Source organism: Streptomyces sp. NPDC013187 (assembly GCF_042899705.1).
In the GTDB taxonomy this organism is placed as follows: Bacteria; Actinomycetota; Actinomycetes; order Streptomycetales; family Streptomycetaceae; genus Streptomyces; species Streptomyces hawaiiensis_A.
On record NZ_JBIBAF010000001.1, the window covers coordinates 497,508 to 516,245 of the forward strand.

Genomic DNA, 18,738 nt, shown 5'->3' on the forward strand with positions numbered 1-18,738 from the left:
GGTGTGTTTCACGTGAAACCGATCGACCCGCGTCTGCTCCGGTACGCCCGCGCCACCCGTGTCTTCCTGGTGGCCGTCGTCGCCCTGGGTGCGGTGGGCGCGGGGTTGGTCATCGTGCAGGCGATGCTCATCGCCGAGGTGGTGGTCGGCGCGTTCCAGCACCGTATGGCGGTGTCCGAACTCGGCACTCCCCTGGTGCTGTTGGCCGCCGTCGCGGGCGGCCGGGCGCTGGTCGGCTGGCTCACCGAGCTCGCCGCGCACCGGGCGAGCGCGGCGGTGAAGTCCGAGCTGCGGGGGCGGCTGCTGGAGCGTTCCGCCGAGCTCGGGCCGGGCTGGTTGGCCGGGCAGCGGACCGGTTCGCTGGTCGCCCTGGCCACCCGGGGGGTGGACGCCCTCGACGACTACTTCTCCCGGTATCTGCCGCAGTTGGGTCTCGCGGTGGTCGTGCCGGTAGCGGTGCTGGCGCGGATCGTCACCGAGGACTGGGTCTCCGCGGCCATCATCGTGGGCACCCTCCCGCTCATCCCGGTCTTCATGGTGCTCATCGGCTGGGCGACCCAGTCCCGGATGGATCGGCAGTGGCAGTTGCTGTCCCGGCTGTCCGGGCACTTCCTGGACGTCGTCGCGGGACTGCCGACGCTGAAGGTATTCGGCCGGGCCAAGGCGCAGGCCGAGTCGATCCGGCGGATCACCGGCGAGTACCGGCGGGCGACCATGCGGACGCTGCGGATCGCCTTCATCTCCTCCTTCGCCCTGGAACTGCTCGCGACGATCTCGGTGGCGCTGGTCGCCGTGACGATCGGCATGCGGCTGGTGCACGGAGAGATGGACCTGTACATCGGCCTGGTCATCCTGATCCTCGCGCCCGAGGCGTATCTGCCGTTGCGGCAGGTCGGGGCGCAGTACCACGCGGCGGCCGAGGGGCTCGCCGCCGCCGATGCGATCTTCGAGGTACTGGAGACGCCCCGGCCGGCGTCCGGCGCCGAGGCCGTGCCGGAGGGTGCGCTGTCGTTCGAGGGCGTGACCGTGCGCTACCCGGGGCGGTCGGCGGACGCCGTCACGAACGTGACTTTCGGCGTCGAGCCCGGGGAGACGGTCGCGCTGGTGGGACCGAGCGGCGTCGGCAAGTCGACGCTGCTGAGCGTCCTGCTGGGGTTCGTGCGCCCGGCGGAGGGGCGGGTGCGGGTCGGGGGTGTCGACCTCGTCGATGCCGACCTGGAGCAGTGGCGCTCCCGGATCGCGTGGGTGCCGCAGCGGCCGCATCTCTACGCCGGGACGATCGCCGAGAACGTACGGCTGGCGCGGCCCGGCGCCGACGACGACTCCGTACGGCGGGCGCTGCGGGATGCCGGGGCGCTGGAATTCGTCGACGCGCTGCCCGAGGGCGTGGAGACCGTGCTCGGCGAGGACGGCGCCGGGCTGTCCGCCGGGCAGCGGCAGCGCCTCGCACTGGCCCGCGCCTTTCTCGCCGACCGGCCCGTGCTGCTGCTCGACGAGCCGACGGCGGCGCTGGACGGGGCCACCGAGGCCGAGGTCGTCGCGGCGGTGCGGCGGCTCGCGGCCGGCCGGACGGTCCTGCTGGTGGTGCACCGGCCGGCGCTGCTGGACGTCGCGGACCGGGTGGTGCGGCTGGAGGGCATGGACCCGGTGGCACGGCCCTCGGAACCCGGGAGCGCCGCTGCCGTGGATGCGGCGTTCGCCACGGCCCGGTCGGCCGGCACGCGGTTCGCCGAGGTCGAGCCACCCACCCAGGCCGAGTCCGTCGGAGGGTCGGCTCGCGGCGGTGTCCTCACGCGCGTCCGCGCGATGTCCGGTGCCCGGCGCGGGCGGCTGGGACTCGCGCTGCTGCTCGGGAGTCTCGCCCTGGGGAGTGCCGTGGGACTCATGGCCACTTCGGGATGGCTGATCTCGCGGGCCTCGCAGCAGCCGCCCGTGCTGTATCTGATGATGGCTGTCACCGCGACGCGGGCGTTCGGGATCGGGCGGGCCGTGTTCCGGTACGCCGAGCGGCTGGTGTCGCACGACGCCGTGCTGCGGATGCTGGCGGACACCCGGGTCGCGGTGTTCCGCAGGCTGGAGCGGCTGGCGCCGGCCGGACTGCGCCGGGTCCGCCGGGGCGATCTGCTCTCCCGGCTGGTCGCGGACGTGGACGCGCTGCAGGACTACTGGCTGCGGTGGTCGTTGCCGGCCGGGGCGGCCCTGGTCGTGTCGGCCCTGTCGGCCGGCTTCACCGCGTGGCTGCTCCCCGAGGCCGGGGCGGTGCTCGCGGCCGGGCTCCTGGCGGCGGGGGTCGGTGTACCGCTGATCACCGGCGCGGTGGCCCGGCGGGCCGAACACAAACTGGCACCCGCCCGTGGGGTCCTCGCGACGCGCGTGGCCGATCTGCTCACCGGCACCGCGGAGCTGACCGTCGCCGGTGCACTGCCCGCGCGGACCGCCCAGGCCCGCAAGGCCGACGGGGCGCTGACCCGGATCGCCTCGCGCGCCGCCACGGCCACCGCCCTGGGCGACGGTCTCACCGCGCTGATCTCCGGGCTGACCGTCACGGGCGCGGCGCTGACCGGCGCGCAGGCGGTCGCCGCCGGACGGCTCGACGGCGTGGCCATGGCCGTCGTCGTCCTCACCCCGCTCGCCGCCTTCGAGGCTGTGCTCGGGATGCCCCTCGCCGTGCAGTACCGGCAGCGCGTGCGCCGCAGCGCGGAGCGGGTGTACGAGGTGCTGGACGCCCCTGAGCCCGTGAGGGAGCCGGAGCGGCTCCGGCAGGCGCCCGCGTCGCCGTTCCCGGTCGTTGTCAAGGGACTGACCGCCCGGCACGCGGGGCAGGACCGGGAGGCGCTCGACGGGCTCGACCTGACCCTCGACGAGGGGCGCCGGATCGCCGTGGTCGGACCCTCCGGCTCGGGCAAGACCACGCTGGCGCAGGTGCTGCTGCGGTTCCTCGACGCGGAGGCGGGCTCGTACACGCTCGCGGGTGTGGACGCGTCCGCGCTGCACGGCGACGACGTACGAGGGCTCGTCGGGCTGTGTGCGCAGGACGCGCATCTCTTCGACAGCTCGCTGCGCGAGAACCTGCTGCTCGCCAGGAAGGACGCCACCGAGGAGCAGCTGCGCGCCGCGCTGGGCCGGGCCCGGCTGCTGGAGTGGGCGGACAGCCTGCCCGACGGTCTGGACACGCTCGTCGGCGAGCACGGGGCGCGGCTGTCGGGAGGCCAGCGGCAGAGGCTGGCGCTGGCCCGGGCACTGCTCGCCGACTTCCCCGTCCTGGTGCTGGACGAGCCCGCCGAGCACCTCGACCTGGCGACGGCCGACGCGCTCACCGCCGACCTGCTGGCCGTCACCGAGGGGCGGACCACGCTGCTCATCACGCACCGGATGGCGGGCCTCGAAGCGGTCGACGAGGTGATCGTGCTGGACCGGGGACGGGTCGTGCAGCGCGGCCGGTTCGGGGACCTGCTGGCAGTGGAGGGGCCGCTGCGGGAGATGGCGGAGCGGGAAGCGGCTGCGGAGTCGCTGGTGGGAGCACGGTAGCGGCCGGGAACGGTGTGCACTGGGCCGTTCGGCGCAGCCGGTCCCCCGGCCGTAGGACCTGAACAGGACCGGGCCCGCGGTGCTGGGCGACGATCGCTGACATGCGCTCATATCGCCGCCATCGGCTGCTGGTTCCGGTCCTGCTGTGTGCGCTGGCCGTGCTGGCGGCCCGGCCGACGGCAGCGCCCGAGGAACCCGGCAGCGGCACCGGTGCGGACACCGCCCTCAGCGCCGAGGTGGCGCGGCTGTACGAGGAGGCCGCGGTGGCGACGCAGCAGTACGAGGCCGGCCGCAAGGAGGCCGAGGTCCAGCGGGCCGAGGTCCAGCGGGCGGAGGAACTCCTGGACGTGCAGCGGCGGCACATCGCCGCTCTGCACGAGGACCTCGGCCGGATCGCCCGGGCGCAGTACCGCAGCAGCGGCGGCCTGCCGGTGGCGGCGCACATGATCCTCGCCGACAGTCCCGACAGCCTGATGCGAGGTCAGCATGCCTTCTCGCAGGCGGATCTCGCCGTGAACAACGCGATCTCCAAAAACCGGCGGGCCGAGGCGCGACTGGCGAAGGACGAGGCCAGGGCAGCGGACCGATGGCAGGCGCTGGAGAGGCGCAACACTCGACTCGCCGCTCTGAAGGCCGACATCGAGCAGAAACTGGAGACGGCCCGCTCACAGCTCCAAGGGCAGGCGGACGCCGCGGCCGCCGCCGGGGCGTGCCGCGGAGCCGTCCGACTCGACCAGCCGGCGACGGGGTTCACCGAGAACGACTGGGTCGCGCCGGTCGAGACCTACGAGTTGTCGGCGTCCTACGGCAGCGGTGGTGCGCGCTGGTCGAACCGGCACACCGGGCAGGACTTCGCGGTGCCGATCGGCACGCCGGTGCGGGCCGTGGGCGCGGGCCGGGTTGTGAGGGTGTCCTGCGGCGGTGCTTTCGGGATGGAGATCGTGCTCGAGCACGCAGGCGGCTACTACACGCAGTACGCCCATCTCGCTTCCCTCGCGGTCGACCCGGGGGAGCACGTCAGTCCCGGACAGTGGATCGGCCAGTCGGGCACCACGGGCAACTCCACCGGGCCTCACCTGCACTTCGAGGCCCGGATCACAGCGGAGTCAGGCTCGTCGGTGAACCCGGTCTCGTGGCTGGCAGCGCGCGGCGTGCCCCTCTGAGACACTCCGGCTCCGGCGGTTACGGGGTGCCCCTCAGCGACACTCCGGCTCCGGCGGCTACGGGATGTCCCTCTGCGGCACCCCGGCTCGGGGGCTACGGCACTTCCGTCAGCAACTGCTCGATCACGACCGCCACTCCGTCCTCGTTGTTCGCCACCGTCCGGCCCGAGGCGGCGGCGATCACGTCGGGGTGCGCGTTGCCCATCGCGTACGACCGGCCCGCCCAGGTCAGCATCTCCACGTCGTTCGGCATGTCACCGAAGGCGACGACCTGCTCGTGCGAGATGCCGCGCTCGGCGCAGCACAGCGCGAGAGTACTGGCCTTCGACACTCCCGGGCCGCTGATCTCGAGGAGGGCGCTGGGGCTGGAGCGCGTGACGTTGGCGCGGTCGCCGATGGCGAGGCGGGCCAGGGTCAGGAAGGCGTCGGGGTCGATCTCGGGGTGGTAGGCGAGGATCTTCAGCACCGGTTCCGCGGCGGCCGGGTGGTCCGGGCCCAGCAGTTCCTCGGCCGGGGCGAGGCTGTCCGGTATCTCCATGTGCAGCTTCGGGTACGCCGGCTCCTGGTAGAAGCCGTATGTCTGCTCCACCGCGTACACGGTGCCCGGCGCCGCGTCGCGCAGCAGCCGTACGGCGTCCAGGGCGTTCTCCCGGGCCAGCTCCCGCACCTTCACGAACCGGTGGGCACCGGGGCCGCCGTGCAGGTCGACCACGGCGGCGCCGTTGCCGCAGATCGCCAGGCCGTGGCCGTGCACATGGTCGCTGACGACGTCCATCCAGCGGGCCGGGCGGCCCGTGACGAAGAAGACCTCGATGCCCGCCTCCTCGGCGGCGGCCAGCGCGGCGACCGTACGCGGGGACACCGACTTGTCGTCGCGCAGCAGAGTGCCGTCGAGGTCGGTGGCGATCAGTCGCGGCGGGAGGGTCTCGGCCGCGGTCTCGGGCTGTCGGGTCGCTGAGGTCACCCGGCCATTGTCCCGCACATGTCTGCACGGGCGTGCGGGGCTCCGCACAGGTGAGTGGATACCGCTGCCACCAGGAGTCCCACATGAGCAGTCGCTCCGCAGGGGCCCGCGGTGGGGCCCAGGGAGAGATCTCGACGCGGGCCCCCGCAGAACCCCGACGCGTCCGTCCGCCTCAGCGCAGCTGCGCAGGCGCCTCCATCGCGATCTGCTCGAAGACCTTCTCGTCCGCGGCGAAGGGCGAGTCGGGGATCGGCCAGTGGATCACGATTTCCGTGAGGCCCAGCTCCACGTGCCGTCCGGCGAAGTCCACGAACGCGTCCAGGGACTGGAGCGGGCCGACGCGGTCCGGCGTGAATCCGGTGAGCAGGACCCGGTCGAGATCGGTCATGTCGCGGCCGACCTCGGCGCAGATGTCGTCGAGCCGCTCGGCCTGGCCGCGAATGGCCTGAACCGACTGTTCAGGCGTGCCGCTCTCGTACAGCTTCGGGTCGCCGGTGGTCACCCACGCCTGCCCGAACCGGGCGGCGAGCCGCATCCCGCGTGGCCCGGTAGCCGCCACCGTGAAGGGCAGCCTGGGGCGCTGCACACAGCCGGGGATGTTCCGCGCCTCGTGGGCGGAGTAGAAGTCGCCCTCGTACGAGACGGCGTCCTCGCAGAGCAGCCGGTCGAGCAGCGGGACGAACTCGGCGAAGCGGTCGGCGCGCTCGCGCGGAGTCCATGGTTCCTGGCCGAGCGCGGTGGCGTCGAAGCCGGAGCCGCCCGCCCCTATGCCCAGCGTGACCCGCCCGCCGGAGATGTCGTCGAGGGAGATCAGCTCCTTGGCGAGCGTCACGGGGTGCCGGAAGTTCGGGGAGGTCACCAGGGTGCCCAGCCGCAGCCGGTCGGTGACGCTCGCGGCGGCCGTGAGGGTCGGCACGGCGCCGAACCACGGGCCGTCCCGGAAGGTGCGCCAGGACAGGTGGTCGTAGGTGTAGGCGGTGTGGAAGCCGAGCTGCTCCGCGCGCGTCCAGGCCGCACGGCCGCCTTCGTGCCAGCGGCGGTACGGGAGGATCACGGTGCTCAGGCGCAGACTCATGAGATCGAGCCTAAGGGAGCCCGGTGAGCCACCCGTGTTTCACGTGAAACCAGTCACCCTGAGTGTCTGGTCACACCACCCGGTCAGTGCGGTCCGGGAAAGCGCAGGTAGCGCGGCGGTACGGCCTGGGTGAGCCACACCCCGTTGGCGCTGACGTGGAAGACGTGGCCGTCGGCGTGCATGGCGGACGCGTCCACCCCGAGCACGACCGGCTGCCCCCGGCGGGCTCCGACACGGGTCGCCGTGTCCCGGTCGGGCGAGAGATGCACGGCGTGCCGGTTCATGGGACGGAGTCCCTCGGACCGGATGGCATCCAGGTTGCGGGCGACGGTGCCGTGGTAGAGGTGCGCGGGCGGGGTGGCCGGTGCCAGCCCGAGGTCGACGTCCACGCTGTGGCCCTGGCTGGCGCGGATCCGGGTGCCCTCGACGGCGAAGCGCCGCTTGTCGTTGGTGGCGACGACGTGGTCCAGTTCGTCGCGGGTGAACCGGAAGCCGTGCGCGGTGGCTGCGGCGATCAGCGTGTCGATCTCGACCCAGCCGGCCTCGTCGAGCGTGAGCCCGATGCGTTCGGGCTGGTGGCGCAGATGCTTCGACAGGTACTTCGACACCTTCACGGTGCGTCTTTCGTCCATGCCTCCAGAGTGCGGGAGAGATGCGCATCACGCGATCGAGTTTCATCTCGGAGGTTTGATCCACAGCCAAGTATGGTTATCCACAGGGAAATTGGCGGTTCTGTGGACAACTTCCTCTCACCGCAGGGGTTTTGGGCCTCGCTTCACACCGGCGGCTTCAGCCGCGCGATGCCCCGCAGTGCTCCCGGCGCCCACCGTGACAGCCAGCGCGCACCCCGCGCCTCCGGTGTCACCGGCGCCACTGCCACATTGCGCGTCACCGCCCGCAGGATCGCACGGGCCACCTTCTCCGGCGGATAGTTGCGCAGTCCGTACAGACGGGCGGCGCGCTTCTGCAGCCGCTTCTCCTCCCGGGCGTCGACTCCGGCGAAGTGCGCCGTCGAGGTGATGGCCGTGTTGACGAACCCGGGGCACACCGCCGTCACGCCGATCCCCTGGCCCGCCAGCTCCGCCCGCAGGCATTCACTGAGCATCAGCACGGCCGCCTTGGAGGTGCTGTAGGCGGGCAGCGCCCGGGACGGCTGGTACGCAGCGGCCGAGGCCACGTTGACGATGTGGCCGCCCTGCCCGCGCTCGGCCATCCGCCGGCCGAAGAGCCGGCAGCCGTGGATGACACCCCCCAGATTGACGTCCAGGACCTTCTTCCAGTCCTCCGGGGTGGTGTCGAAGAAGGAACCGGACAGTCCGATCCCGGCGTTGTTCACGAGGACGTCCACCACTCCGTACTCGGTGGTGACCTTCTCGGCGAGCTTCTCCATGGACGGCTCGTCGGAGACGTCGACCGTCTCCGCCCAGGCCTCGGGGGCGCCCAGCAGACGGGCCTTCTCGGCGGTGCTGACGGCCGCCCCGGCGTTCCGGTCGACGGCCACCACGCGCGCTCCGGCCTCCGCGAAGGCGAGCGCCGTCGCCCGCCCGATGCCGCTGCCCGCCCCGGTGACCAGCACGAGCTGCCCGCCGAACCGCTCGGCGTGCGCGCCGCTCGCCACCGCCGGAGCCCGGCCGCCCTCGACGGACGTCACGAACTCGTCGATCCAGGAGGCCAACTGGTCCGGGCGGGTGCGCGGGATCCAGTGCCCTGCCTGGACCGTCCTGCGGGTGAGCTGCGGAACCCACTGCTCCAGTTCATCCTGGAGTCGTTCCGAGAGGAACCGGTCCTCCAAGGGCGTGATGACCTGCACGGGCGCGTGGGCGTGCGCGTCCGGGCGTGGCGCGCGCAGCCGGGGCCGGACGTTGTCCCGGTACAGCCAGGCCCCGTGGGCCGCGTCCGACGGGAGGGACGCGGTGGGGTAGTCACCCCGGGGCACCTTCTCGACGCGCTCCAGCATCCGCGGCCAGCGCTTGCCGAGCGGGCCGCGCCAGGCCAGCTCGGGCAGCGCGGGCGTATGCAGCAGGTACACGTACCAGGACCTGGCGCCCTGCCCGAGCAGCTGGCCGACCCGGCGCGGGGTGGGCCGCTTCACCCGCCGGTCGATCCAGTGGCCGAAGTGGTCGAGGGACGGCCCGGACATCGAGGTGAACGAGGCGATGCGACCCCTGGTGCGCTGCACGGTGGCGAACTCCCAGGCCTGCACCGAGCCCCAGTCGTGCCCGACCAGATGCACCGGCCGGTCCGGGCTCACCGCGTCCGCGACGGCCAGGAAGTCGTCCGTCAGCTTCTCCAGCGTGAACCCGCCCCGCAGCGGCCGCGGCGCCGACGACCGGCCGTGGCCGCGGACGTCGTACACGACCACGTGGAAGCGTCCGGCGAGCCGCCCGGCGACCTCGGACCACACCTCCTTGCTGTCGGGGTAGCCGTGCACCAGGACGACTGTCGGCCGTCCCGGATCACCCATCTCGGCCACGCACAGCTCGACTTCGCCGGTCCGCACCCAGCGCTCCCGCGCGCCCGTCAGCAACGTCATCCGGCGAATCTGGCAGTTGTTAGAGAGTTCGTCAATAGGGGCTTCCCGAGCGTGGTAACTCCGGAGGACCAGCTCCCCTAGGGGCCCGTAATACTCAGGGCTGATCCCAATACAGCTCTGCGGAGTGACGACCGCCACGCGCACGGCCCCTACCTTCGAGGGGTGACTGTGATCGCGACCGAAAGCCTGAGCAAGCGGTTCCCCCGGGTGACCGCGCTTGACCGGCTCTCCGTGGACGTCGGGCCCGGTGTGACCGGACTCGTCGGAGCCAACGGAGCCGGCAAGTCCACACTGATCAAGATCCTTCTGGGTCTGTCCCCCGCCACCGAGGGCCGCGCCGAAGTGCTCGGTCTCGACGTCGCCACCGAGGGCGCCGCCATCCGCGAGCGGGTCGGCTACATGCCCGAGCACGACTGCCTGCCGCCGGACGTCTCGGCCACCGAGTTCGTCGTCCACATGGCGCGCATGTCGGGCCTGCCTCCCACCGCCGCGCGCGAGCGCACCGCCGACACCCTGCGCCACGTCGGCCTGTACGAGGAGCGCTACCGGCCCATCGGCGGCTACTCGACCGGCATGAAGCAGCGCGTCAAGCTCGCGCAGGCCCTCGTCCACGACCCGCAGCTGGTCTTCCTGGACGAGCCGACCAACGGCCTCGACCCGGTCGGACGCGACGAGATGCTCGGCCTGATCCGCCGCATCCACACCGACTTCGGCATCTCGGTCCTGGTCACCTCCCACCTCCTCGGCGAACTGGAGCGCACCTGCGACCACGTCGTCGTCGTCGACGGCGGCAAGCTCCTGCGCTCCAGCTCCACCACGGACTTCACGCAGACCACCACGACCCTCGCGATCGAGGTCACCGACACCGACGAGCACCCGGACGGCACCCGCGCGGTCCGCGAGGCGCTGCACGCACGCGGAGTGACCGTCGAGGACGGCAGCGGCCTGCCGGGCGCCGGCCACGTCCTGCTGCTCACCGCGCAGGGCGAGGAGACGTACGACCTCGTCCGGGACGTGATCGCGGACCTCGGACTCGGCCTGGTGCGCATGGAGCAGCGCCGCCACCACATCTCCGAGGTCTTCACCAGCAGCGACGAGCGCGAGCAGCGGAAGGAGGCGGTCGGCCATGGCGGTTGAGCACTCCACGGGGGCACCCGCCCCGGCACCGGGCGACCAGACCCGCATCCACAACATCGGCTACCGCAGCTACGACGGCCCGCGTCTCGGCCGCGCCTACGCCCGCCGCTCCCTGTACTCGCAGTCCCTGCGCGGCTCCTACGGCCTCGGCCGGTCGGTGAAGTCCAAGGTGCTGCCGATGCTGCTCTTCGTGGTGATGTGCGTGCCCGCGGCCATCATGGTCGCCGTCGCGGTCGCCACCAAGGCCAACGCCCTGCCCCTGGACTACACGCGCTACGCGATCGTCATGCAGGCGGTCATCAGCCTCTATGTCGCCTCACAGGCACCGCAGTCGGTCTCGCGGGACCTGCGCTTCAAGACCGTTCCGCTGTACTTCTCGCGGCCCATCGAAACCGCCGACTACGTCCGCGCCAAGTTCGCGGCACTGGCCTCGGCGCTGTTCATCCTCACCGCGGCGCCCCTGCTCGTCCTCTACGTGGGTGCGCTGCTGGCGAAGCTCGACTTCGCCGACCAGACCAAGGGATTCGCACAGGGACTCGTCTCCGTGGCACTGCTCTCACTGCTCTTCGCCGGAATCGGCCTGGTCATCGCGTCCTTCACCCCGCGCCGCGGCTTCGGCATCGCGGCCGTGATCGCCGTGCTGACCATCACCTACGGCGCGGTCTCCACCCTCCAGGCCATCGCCGACGCCCAGGGCAGCGGCGACGCCGTGCCGTGGATCGGGCTGTTCTCGCCGATCACGATCGTCGACGGTGTGCAGTCCGCGTTCCTGGGCGCGACGTCCGCCTCCCCCAGCGGGGTGGGCCCGAGCACCACGGAGGGCGTCGTCTACGTCCTCGTCGCCCTGGGCCTCATCGCGGCGAGCTACGGCCTCCTGATGCGCCGCTACAAGAAGGTGGGACTGTGACCACGCTCAGCATCGACCACGTCTCCCGCTGGTTCGGCAACGTGGTCGCCGTCAACGACATCACGATGACCATCGGCCCCGGCGTCACGGGCCTGCTCGGCCCCAACGGCGCCGGCAAGTCCACCCTCATCAACATGATGGGCGGCTTCCTGGCCCCCTCCACCGGCACCGTCACCCTCGACGGCCAGGCCGTGTGGCGCAACGAGCAGATCTACAAGCACATCGGCGTCGTCCCCGAGCGGGAGGCGATGTACGACTTCCTCACCGGCAAGGAGTTCGTCCTGGCCAACGCCGAGCTGCACGGGCTCGGTGCCAAGGCGGCCCAGAAGGCGCTCGCCACGGTCGAGATGGAGTACGCCCAGGACCGCAAGATCCAGACGTACTCCAAGGGCATGCGCCAGCGCGTGAAGATGGCCTCCGCCCTGGTCCACGACCCCTCCCTGCTCCTGCTGGACGAGCCGTTCAACGGCATGGACCCGCGCCAGCGCATGCAGCTGATGGACCTGTTGCGCCGCATGGGCGACGAGGGCCGCACGGTCCTGTTCTCGTCCCACATCCTCGAAGAGGTCGAGCAACTCGCCTGGCACATCGAGGTCGTCGTCGCCGGCCGGCACGCCGCCAGCGGCGACTTCCGCAAGATCCGCCGCCTGATGACCGACCGGCCGCACCGCTACCTGGTGCGCTCCAGCGACGACCGCGCCCTCGCGGCCGCGCTGATCGCCGACCCGTCCACGGCCGGCATCGAGGTCGACCTCGCCGAGGGTGCGCTGCGCATCCAGGCCGTCGACTTCGGCCGCTTCACGGCCCTGCTGCCGCGGGTGGCCAGGGACCACGGCATCCGGCTGCTCACGGTCTCGCCGTCCGACGAGTCCCTCGAGTCCGTCTTCTCGTACCTCGTCGCGGCGTAGGAGGCCCTGATGTACGACCCCACAGTCGCCCGGCTCACCTACCGGGCCCTGCTCGGCCGACGCCGGGCCCTCATCCTCGGTGCCCTGCCGATGCTGCTGATCGTGATCGCCGTGGCGGTGCGTGCCCTGGCCGGAGCGGACGACCAGACGGCGTCCGACCTGCTGGGCGGACTAGCCCTCGCCACTATGGTGCCGATCATCGGCGTCATCGCCGGAACGGGCGCGATCGGCCCGGAGATCGACGACGGCTCGGTGGTGTACCTGCTGTCCAAGCCGATCAAACGGCCGACGATCATCTTCACCAAGCTGATCGTCGCCATCGCGGTGACCATGGTGTTCTCCGCGGTGCCGACGCTCATCGCCGGCTTCATCCTGAACGGCAACGGCCAGCAGGTCGCCGTCGCCTACACGGTGGCCGCGCTGGTCGCGTCCATCGCGTACGCGGCCCTGTTCCTGCTGCTGGGCACGGTCTCCCGGCACGCGGTGGTGTTCGGCCTCGTCTACGCGCTGGTCTGGGAGGCCCTGTTCGGTTCCCTGGTGCCGGGCGCGCGCACGCTCAGCGTCCAGCAGTGGTCCCTGGCCGTGGCCCAGAAGGTGTCCGGCGGGGACCTGGTCTCCTCGGACGTGGGCCTGACCACGGCGACGGTGCTGCTCGTCGCCGTCACGGTGCTGGCCACCTGGTACGCCGGACAGAAGCTGCGCTCCCTGAAGCTCGCGGGCGAGGAGTGACGTGCCCCGGCCTTGACGGGGGCTTCACCTCCGTCCGGGCACACTGGGCGAACGGGATGTAGGGAAGCACCACGGGAGTTGGACGGCTGGGAGGACGGGAATGGCGGGCGAGAGCGCTCAGTACGACGACCGCGGGGAGTACGGTTCCGGGCCCGGTGACGGCGCCCGGGACGACCTCGACGGTGTCGTCCTGGACGAGGACTTCATACGCTCCGCCGAAACCTCCGAGCCGTCCGCCCGGGCCCGGATGCTCGCCGCGAAGTGGAGCCGCGAGGAACCGGAGCCGCAGCCCTGGCGGTCCGACGAGCCGCCCGCGGGCTGGTTCTTCAGCAAGGCCCGCCGCCGCAGATGGCGCAGGCGCTAGCTGTATCGACCTGGAGCGTCGTTCACACGGCTGATCGGTGGGTGGCCACCGACCGCCCGCATGGTCGGATTCCGCCGCCGATTTATTCAGTGGCGTCCAATTCGCCCGGCAGGCAGAGTGGTTCTCGTCAGCGCCGGGCCCGATCGGTCCGGAGTCACGAGCCGGGAGAGGAGCGGGACGATGTCCATGCACGGCAGTACGTCCAGCTCCCTTCAGGGCAGCCGGCGGCGGGATCCGGAGTAGCCACTACCCCTCCGTGGAACCCGCCCACACGGGGAGCTGCCCGGGGCGGCCGCTTCGAGCACGCGAATCGCACATCGCGTGGGCCGCCCACCCGGAGGATTGGCCGAGTGGTAAGGCACCGGTTTGCTAAACCGTGGTCGGGTCGGAAAGGCCCGCGCACGTTCGATCCGTGCATCCTCCGCCGCGCACTATCGGGCCCTGAGCCTCGGGTCCTGAGTACGGGCCTTGAGCAACGGGCTCCGGCCACCGGGCCCGGGGTTCAGCCCAGCAGTCGCTCCAGCACCACCGCGATGCCGTCCTCGTCGTGGGAGGACGTCACCTCGTCGGCCACCGCCTTCAGTTCCTCGTGGGCGTCCGCCATGGCGACGCCGTAGGAGGCCCAGGCGAACATCGGTATGTCGTTGGGCATGTCACCGAAGGCGATCGTGTCGGCCGCCTTCAGACCGAGCCGACGAGCCGCCAGGGACAGCCCCGTCGCCTTGGACAGACCCAGGGGGAGAAGCTCGACGATGCCCGCGCCCGCCATCGTGACGGTGACGAAACCGCCGGCGGTGCGCGTGGCCGCCTCGCAGAGCTCGTCGTCGGAAAGCGTCGGGTGCTGGATGTACAGCTTGTTCAGGGGCGCGGACCACAGGTCCGACGCGTCCGTGAAGGGCGTGGCGGGCAAAGTGCCCTGTACCGCGTAGCCCGGGCCCACCAGCACCTCGCCGTCGAGGCCGTCGCGGCTCGCCGCCAGGTGGAGCGGGCCCACCTCCGCCTCGATCTTGGCCAGCGCCACCCCGGCCAGCTGCCGGTCCAGCGTCACCGACGTCAGCAGGCGGTGCGTGCCGGCGTCGTAGACCTGCGCGCCCTGACCGCAGACGGCCAGGCCCTGGTAGCCGAGGTCGTCGAGGATGTGCCGGGTCCACGGGACGGCGCGGCCCGTGACGACGATGTGCGCGGCGCCCGCCGCGGTGGCCGCGGCGAGCGCGTCACGGGTGCGCCGCGACACGGTGTCGTCGGAGCGCAGCAGCGTCCCGTCGAGATCGGTGGCGACGAGCCGGTACGGAAAGGCGTCCGGGGAAGCCGTGTCGCTCACTTGGCCACCGGCTCCAGGACCTCCCGGCCGCCGAGGTACGGACGCAGCACCTCGGGCACGCGCACCGAACCGTCGGCCTGCTGGTGGTTCTCCAGGATCGCCACGATCGTGCGCGGTACGGCGCACAGCGTGCCGTTGAGCGTGGCCAGCGGGCGGACCTGCTTGCCCTCACGGACGCGGATCGACAGACGGCGGGACTGGAACTCGGTGCAGTCCGAGGTCGAGGTCAGCTCGCGGTACTTGCCCTGGGTCGGGATCCACGCCTCGCAGTCGAACTTGCGGGAGGCCGAGGAGCCGAGGTCGGCCGACGCGACGTCGATGACCCGGAACGGCAGCTCCAGCGACGTCAGCCACTGCTTCTCCCACTCCAGCAGGCGCTGGTGCTCGGCCTGCGAGTCCTCGGGAGCGACGTAGGAGAACATCTCGACCTTGTCGAACTGGTGCACCCGGAAGATGCCCCGGGTGTCCTTGCCGTGCGAGCCGGCCTCGCGGCGGAAGCAGGGCGAGAAGCCCGCGTAGCGCAGGGGGAGGCGGTCGGCGTCGAGGATCTCGTCCATGTGGTACGCCGCGAGCGCCACCTCGGACGTGCCGACCAGGTAGAGGTCGTCGTCGGCGAGGTGGTAGACGTCCTGTGCGGCTTGGCCGAGGAAGCCCGTGCCCGCCATGGACTGGGGGCGGACCAGCGCCGGGGTCAGCATCGGCGTGAAGCCGGCCGCGGTGGCCTGCGCCATCGCCGCGTTCACGAGGGCGAGCTCCAGGAGCGCGCCCACGCCGGTCAGGAAGTAGAAGCGCGAGCCGGAGACCTTGGCGCCGCGCTCGACGTCGATCGCGCCGAGGAGCTGGCCGAGTGCCAGGTGGTCCTTGGGCTCGAAGCCCTCGGAGTCGAAGTCGCGGATCGTGCCGTGCGTCTCGAGGGTGACGAAGTCCTCCTCGCCGCCCACGGGCACGTCCGGGTGCACGAGGTTGCCGAGGCGCTGGAGCAGTTCCTGGGTCTCGGTCGCCGCCGCGTCGCGTTCGGCGTCGGCGGCCTTGACGTCGGCGGCGAGCTGGCCCGCCTTCTTCAGCAGCTCGGCCTTCTCGTCGCCTGCCGCCTTGGGGATGAGCTTGCCGAGCGCCTTCTGTTCGGCGCGGAGCTCGTCGAAGCGGACGCCGGACGACCTGCGCCGCTCGTCGGCAGACAGGAGGGCGTCGACGAGCGCGACGTCCTCTCCACGGGCGCGCTGCGACGCGCGCACACGGTCGGGGTCCTCACGGAGCAGGCGAAGGTCAATCACGTGCCCCAGGCTACCGGTGCGGGACGACCGCCCACGACTCACTATTCCGCTCGCGCCTTACGTACCGTTATGAGTGAATTGCACGCAGTGTCAATAAAGGAGAGGTCTCTCCCCGAAACGTGGCATCCGACGGGCGTCCTCTTGACTCTAATCCCTTGGGCGGAAAGGGACTTGGGCTTCGGTTGTCCACAGCGATCCACATCCGGGCAAGAGTTATCCACAGGCTGTGTGGAAGATCTGTGGACTACGGAATTGATCACTCCGAATGGTCGGACCGTCCCAAGAATTCCCGTGACAAACCCCCTCCTCTCTCACTTTCGAGTGGAAGTGGGTCACCTCGAAGGGTTACGCAAGGGAAAACAGTGGACGAAGGGTGACCTGCCCGGCGATGGGCGCATCAAGGGCCTGTAGGGCGATTTGTCGACTGACCCACGCTTCGTTGTCGACTTGTCCCCAGGTCGAGAAGCGGACCTGTGGATAACTTCTGTGGATAACGACAATCAGCAGGTACGACCAGCTCATGACGGGCGGGAACCCGGACTAGAAACGCCCGTCCTGGCACCGCGCGACCCAGTCCGCCGCCCCCGCGAACTCCTCGTCGGACGTCCCCAGCTGCGGCGGCAGCACATCCTCCGGCTGCATGTCCGCGCGCGGGTAGGAACCGAGGTAGCGCACCTGGAGGCAGATCCGCTTCAGACCCATCAGGGCGTCAGCCACCCGGCGGTCGGAGATATGGCCCTCGGCGTCGATGCAGAAGCAGTAGTTGCCGATGCCGGCGCCGGTGGGCCGGGACTGGAGCAGCATGAGGTTGATGCCGCGGGTGGCGAACTCGCCCAGCAGGTCACGCAGGCCGCCGGGGTGGTCGTCGCGCTGCCACAGCACGATCGAGGTCTTGTCGGCGCCGGTCGGCGCCGCGGGCCGGGCGGGCCGGCCCACCAGCACGAACCGCGTCTGGGCGTTCTCCGCGTCGTGGATCTGTGTCTCCAGGGCCTCCAGACCGTAGCGGGCGGCCGCGAACTCCCCGGCGAAGGCGGCGTCGTACTGGCCCTCCTGGACCAGTCGTGCGGCGTCCGCGTTCGAGGCGGCGGACTCCCAGTGCGCGTCCGGGAGGTGCTTCTTCAGCCAGTTGCGCACCTGTGGCTGCGCGGCCGGGTGGGCGGAGACGGTCTTGATGTCCGACAGCTTCGTGCCCGGGCGGACCAGCAGCGCGAAGGTGATCGACAGCAGCACCTCGCGGTAGATCATCAGCGGCGCGCCGGCGACCAGCTCGTCGAGCGTGGTGGTGATGCCGCCCTCGACGGAGTTCTCGATGGGCACGAACGCGGCCTCGGCCTCGCCGGCGCGTACCGCGTCGAGCGCGGACTGGACGGACACGTACGGGATGAGCTCCCGGGTGGCGGCCTCGGGAAGCGTGCGCAGGGCGACTTCGGTGAAGGTGCCCTCAGGGCCGAGATACGCATAGCTCGCTGGCATGACCTCACCCTAATGGGCTCGCTGAAGCGCTATCCCCTACAAGCACACACAGGGGTGAACTCTCACCCCTCCAGCAACCTCTGCCCCACGTACTCTCCCTCCGCGGCCCCGCCCGGCACCGCGAACAGTCCGCTCGACTCGTGCCGGATGAACCGCGACAGGGCGTCGCCGCGGTCGAGCTTGCGCTGCACCGGCACGAAGCCGCGCAGGGGATCGGCCTGCCAGCAGATGAAGAGCAGACCCGCGTCGGGCACCCCGTCCGCGTCGATGCCGTCGTGGAAGGAGAAGGGGCGGCGGAGCATCGCCGCGCCGCCGTTCTGGTCGGGCCGGGTGATGCGGGCGTGGGCGTTGATCGGGACGACCAGGTTGCCCTTGGCGTCCGTCTTCTCCAGGTCCATCGCCGTCGTCTCTGTGCCCCCGGACAGGGCCGCCCCGTCGGACTTGCGGCGCCCGATCACGTCCTCCTGCGCCTTGACGGAGAGCTGCTCCCAGTCGTCGAGGAGCATGCGGATCCGGCGTACGACGGCGTAGGAGCCGTTCGCCATCCAGGCCGGGTCGCCCTTCTCCGGCTTCTCCGGCACGAAGATGCGCTGGTCGAAGTCGGCCTCGCCCGGCTTGGGGTTGCGGGTGCCGTCGATCTGGCCCATCAGGTTGCGGGCCGTCATGGGGTGGGAGGTGGCGCCCGGGGAGCGGTTGAAGCCGTTCATCTGCCAGCGCACCTTCGCGGCCCGGCCGGCGTCCTTCTGGATCGCGCGCAGGGCGTGGAAGGCGACCAGGGCGTCGTTGGCGCCGATCTGCACCCACAGGTCGCCGTTGCTGCGGTTCTTGTCGAGGTGGTCGGAGGAGAACTCGGGCAGCGGGTCCAGGGCGGCCGGACGCTGCTGCTCCAGGCCGGTCCTGGCGAAGAAGCTGTGGCCGAAGCCGAAGGTGATCGTCAGCGAGGAGGGCCCGGCGTCGCGGGCGACGTCCGTGTCCTCGTGGCTGCTCGGCTCACCCGCCATCAGCCGCCGGGCCGTCTCCGACCAGCGGCGGAGCAGGGCGGCGGCCTCCTTGCGGCCGGCGCCCGCCGCGAGGTCGAAGGCGACGAGGTGGCCGCGTGCCTGGAGGCCGTCGGTGATGCCGGGCTGATGTTTCCCGTGAAACATCGCCCGGTCCGTGCCGAGTGAGGTGAGCGGAGCGGTCGCTTCGGAGGGGGCGGCGGCGTAGCCCACTGCGGCGCCCGCCGTGCCGAGGACGAGTCCGGTGGCACCGGCGGTACCGAGCAGCCGCCGCCGTGAGATGCCCTCGTGGGCGCGGGCCGTTTCGCTTTCCCCCGGGCCGGCCTCGGGGGTACGGGCCTTCGGAAGGGACTGGTCAGGCATG

General features: G+C 71.4%; 15 protein-coding genes and 1 tRNA gene. 8 read left to right on the plus strand and 8 right to left on the minus strand.

The window, feature by feature from the left end; all coding sequences use genetic code 11:
- Positions 1–12: 12 nt before the first annotated feature.
- The gene (cydD, locus tag ACFY5B_RS02340) at positions 13–3,528 is read left to right on the plus strand and encodes a thiol reductant ABC exporter subunit CydD (protein WP_389963266.1); all 3,516 of its coding nucleotides are present in this window, start codon (positions 13–15) and stop codon (positions 3,526–3,528) included.
- Between the two features lie 101 nt (positions 3,529–3,629).
- Positions 3,630–4,691, plus strand: coding sequence for a peptidoglycan DD-metalloendopeptidase family protein (locus tag ACFY5B_RS02345; RefSeq protein ID WP_389963269.1), 1,062 nt, complete (start codon positions 3,630–3,632; stop codon positions 4,689–4,691).
- A gap of 94 nt (positions 4,692–4,785) precedes the next feature.
- On the opposite strand, the gene ACFY5B_RS02350 is transcribed toward ACFY5B_RS02345, so the two are convergent.
- The 4 genes from ACFY5B_RS02350 to ACFY5B_RS02365 form a co-directional block, all read right to left on the minus strand.
- The gene (locus ACFY5B_RS02350; protein WP_389963272.1) at positions 4,786–5,655 is read right to left on the minus strand and encodes a Cof-type HAD-IIB family hydrolase; all 870 of its coding nucleotides are present in this window, start codon (positions 5,653–5,655) and stop codon (positions 4,786–4,788) included.
- Between the two features lie 172 nt (positions 5,656–5,827).
- Positions 5,828–6,730 (minus strand): LLM class flavin-dependent oxidoreductase, encoded by a 903-nt coding sequence (locus tag ACFY5B_RS02355; RefSeq protein ID WP_389963274.1) that lies wholly within the window; start codon positions 6,728–6,730, stop codon positions 5,828–5,830.
- 83 nt (positions 6,731–6,813) lie between these two features.
- Positions 6,814–7,362 carry an RNA 2'-phosphotransferase gene (locus ACFY5B_RS02360; protein ID WP_389963277.1) on the minus strand — a complete coding sequence of 183 codons (549 nt, stop codon included), beginning with the start codon at positions 7,360–7,362 and terminating at the stop codon, positions 6,814–6,816.
- Between the two features lie 143 nt (positions 7,363–7,505).
- The gene (locus tag ACFY5B_RS02365; protein ID WP_389963280.1) at positions 7,506–9,263 is read right to left on the minus strand and encodes an SDR family oxidoreductase; all 1,758 of its coding nucleotides are present in this window, start codon (positions 9,261–9,263) and stop codon (positions 7,506–7,508) included.
- Between the two features lie 168 nt (positions 9,264–9,431).
- On the opposite strand from ACFY5B_RS02365, the gene ACFY5B_RS02370 reads away from it, so the two are divergent.
- The 6 genes from ACFY5B_RS02370 to ACFY5B_RS02395 all read left to right on the plus strand — a co-directional run bounded on the left by ACFY5B_RS02370 (position 9,432) and on the right by ACFY5B_RS02395 (position 13,732).
- Positions 9,432–10,400, plus strand: a complete 969-nt coding sequence (locus ACFY5B_RS02370; RefSeq protein ID WP_344460895.1) for an ABC transporter ATP-binding protein — start codon at positions 9,432–9,434, stop codon at positions 10,398–10,400.
- Complete coding sequence (locus ACFY5B_RS02375) at positions 10,390–11,307, plus strand: ABC transporter permease (protein ID WP_389963282.1); 918 nt, start codon at positions 10,390–10,392, stop codon at positions 11,305–11,307. The genes ACFY5B_RS02370 and ACFY5B_RS02375 overlap by 11 nt, the downstream gene beginning before the upstream one ends.
- Entirely contained in the window at positions 11,304–12,215 is a 912-nt protein-coding gene (locus ACFY5B_RS02380) for an ABC transporter ATP-binding protein (protein WP_362045795.1), read from the plus strand. The genes ACFY5B_RS02375 and ACFY5B_RS02380 overlap by 4 nt, the downstream gene beginning before the upstream one ends.
- A gap of 9 nt (positions 12,216–12,224) precedes the next feature.
- Positions 12,225–12,944: an ABC transporter permease gene (locus ACFY5B_RS02385; RefSeq protein ID WP_389963285.1), complete on the plus strand. Its 720-nt coding sequence runs from the start codon at positions 12,225–12,227 to the stop codon at positions 12,942–12,944.
- A 100-nt stretch (positions 12,945–13,044) separates the two neighbouring features.
- A complete protein-coding gene (locus tag ACFY5B_RS02390; RefSeq protein WP_389963288.1) occupies positions 13,045–13,308 on the plus strand; it encodes a hypothetical protein in 264 nt (87 codons plus the stop codon).
- Positions 13,309–13,644: 336 nt separating this feature from the next.
- A tRNA-Ser gene (locus ACFY5B_RS02395) sits at positions 13,645–13,732 on the plus strand.
- Positions 13,733–13,810: 78 nt separating this feature from the next.
- Here the strand turns inward: ACFY5B_RS02395 and ACFY5B_RS02400 are convergent.
- The 4 genes from ACFY5B_RS02400 to efeB all read right to left on the minus strand — a co-directional run bounded on the left by ACFY5B_RS02400 (position 13,811) and on the right by efeB (position 18,737).
- Positions 13,811–14,629, minus strand: coding sequence for an HAD family hydrolase (locus ACFY5B_RS02400; RefSeq protein ID WP_389963291.1), 819 nt, complete (start codon positions 14,627–14,629; stop codon positions 13,811–13,813).
- Positions 14,626–15,903 carry a serine--tRNA ligase gene (serS, locus tag ACFY5B_RS02405; RefSeq protein WP_389963294.1) on the minus strand — a complete coding sequence of 426 codons (1,278 nt, stop codon included), beginning with the start codon at positions 15,901–15,903 and terminating at the stop codon, positions 14,626–14,628. Before serS ends, ACFY5B_RS02400 begins: the two co-directional genes overlap by 4 nt.
- A gap of 540 nt (positions 15,904–16,443) precedes the next feature.
- A complete protein-coding gene (gene pheA / locus ACFY5B_RS02410; protein ID WP_389963297.1) occupies positions 16,444–17,376 on the minus strand; it encodes a prephenate dehydratase in 933 nt (310 codons plus the stop codon).
- A gap of 62 nt (positions 17,377–17,438) precedes the next feature.
- Complete coding sequence (efeB, locus tag ACFY5B_RS02415) at positions 17,439–18,737, minus strand: iron uptake transporter deferrochelatase/peroxidase subunit (RefSeq protein WP_389963300.1); 1,299 nt, start codon at positions 18,735–18,737, stop codon at positions 17,439–17,441.
- Position 18,738: the final 1 nt, after the last annotated feature.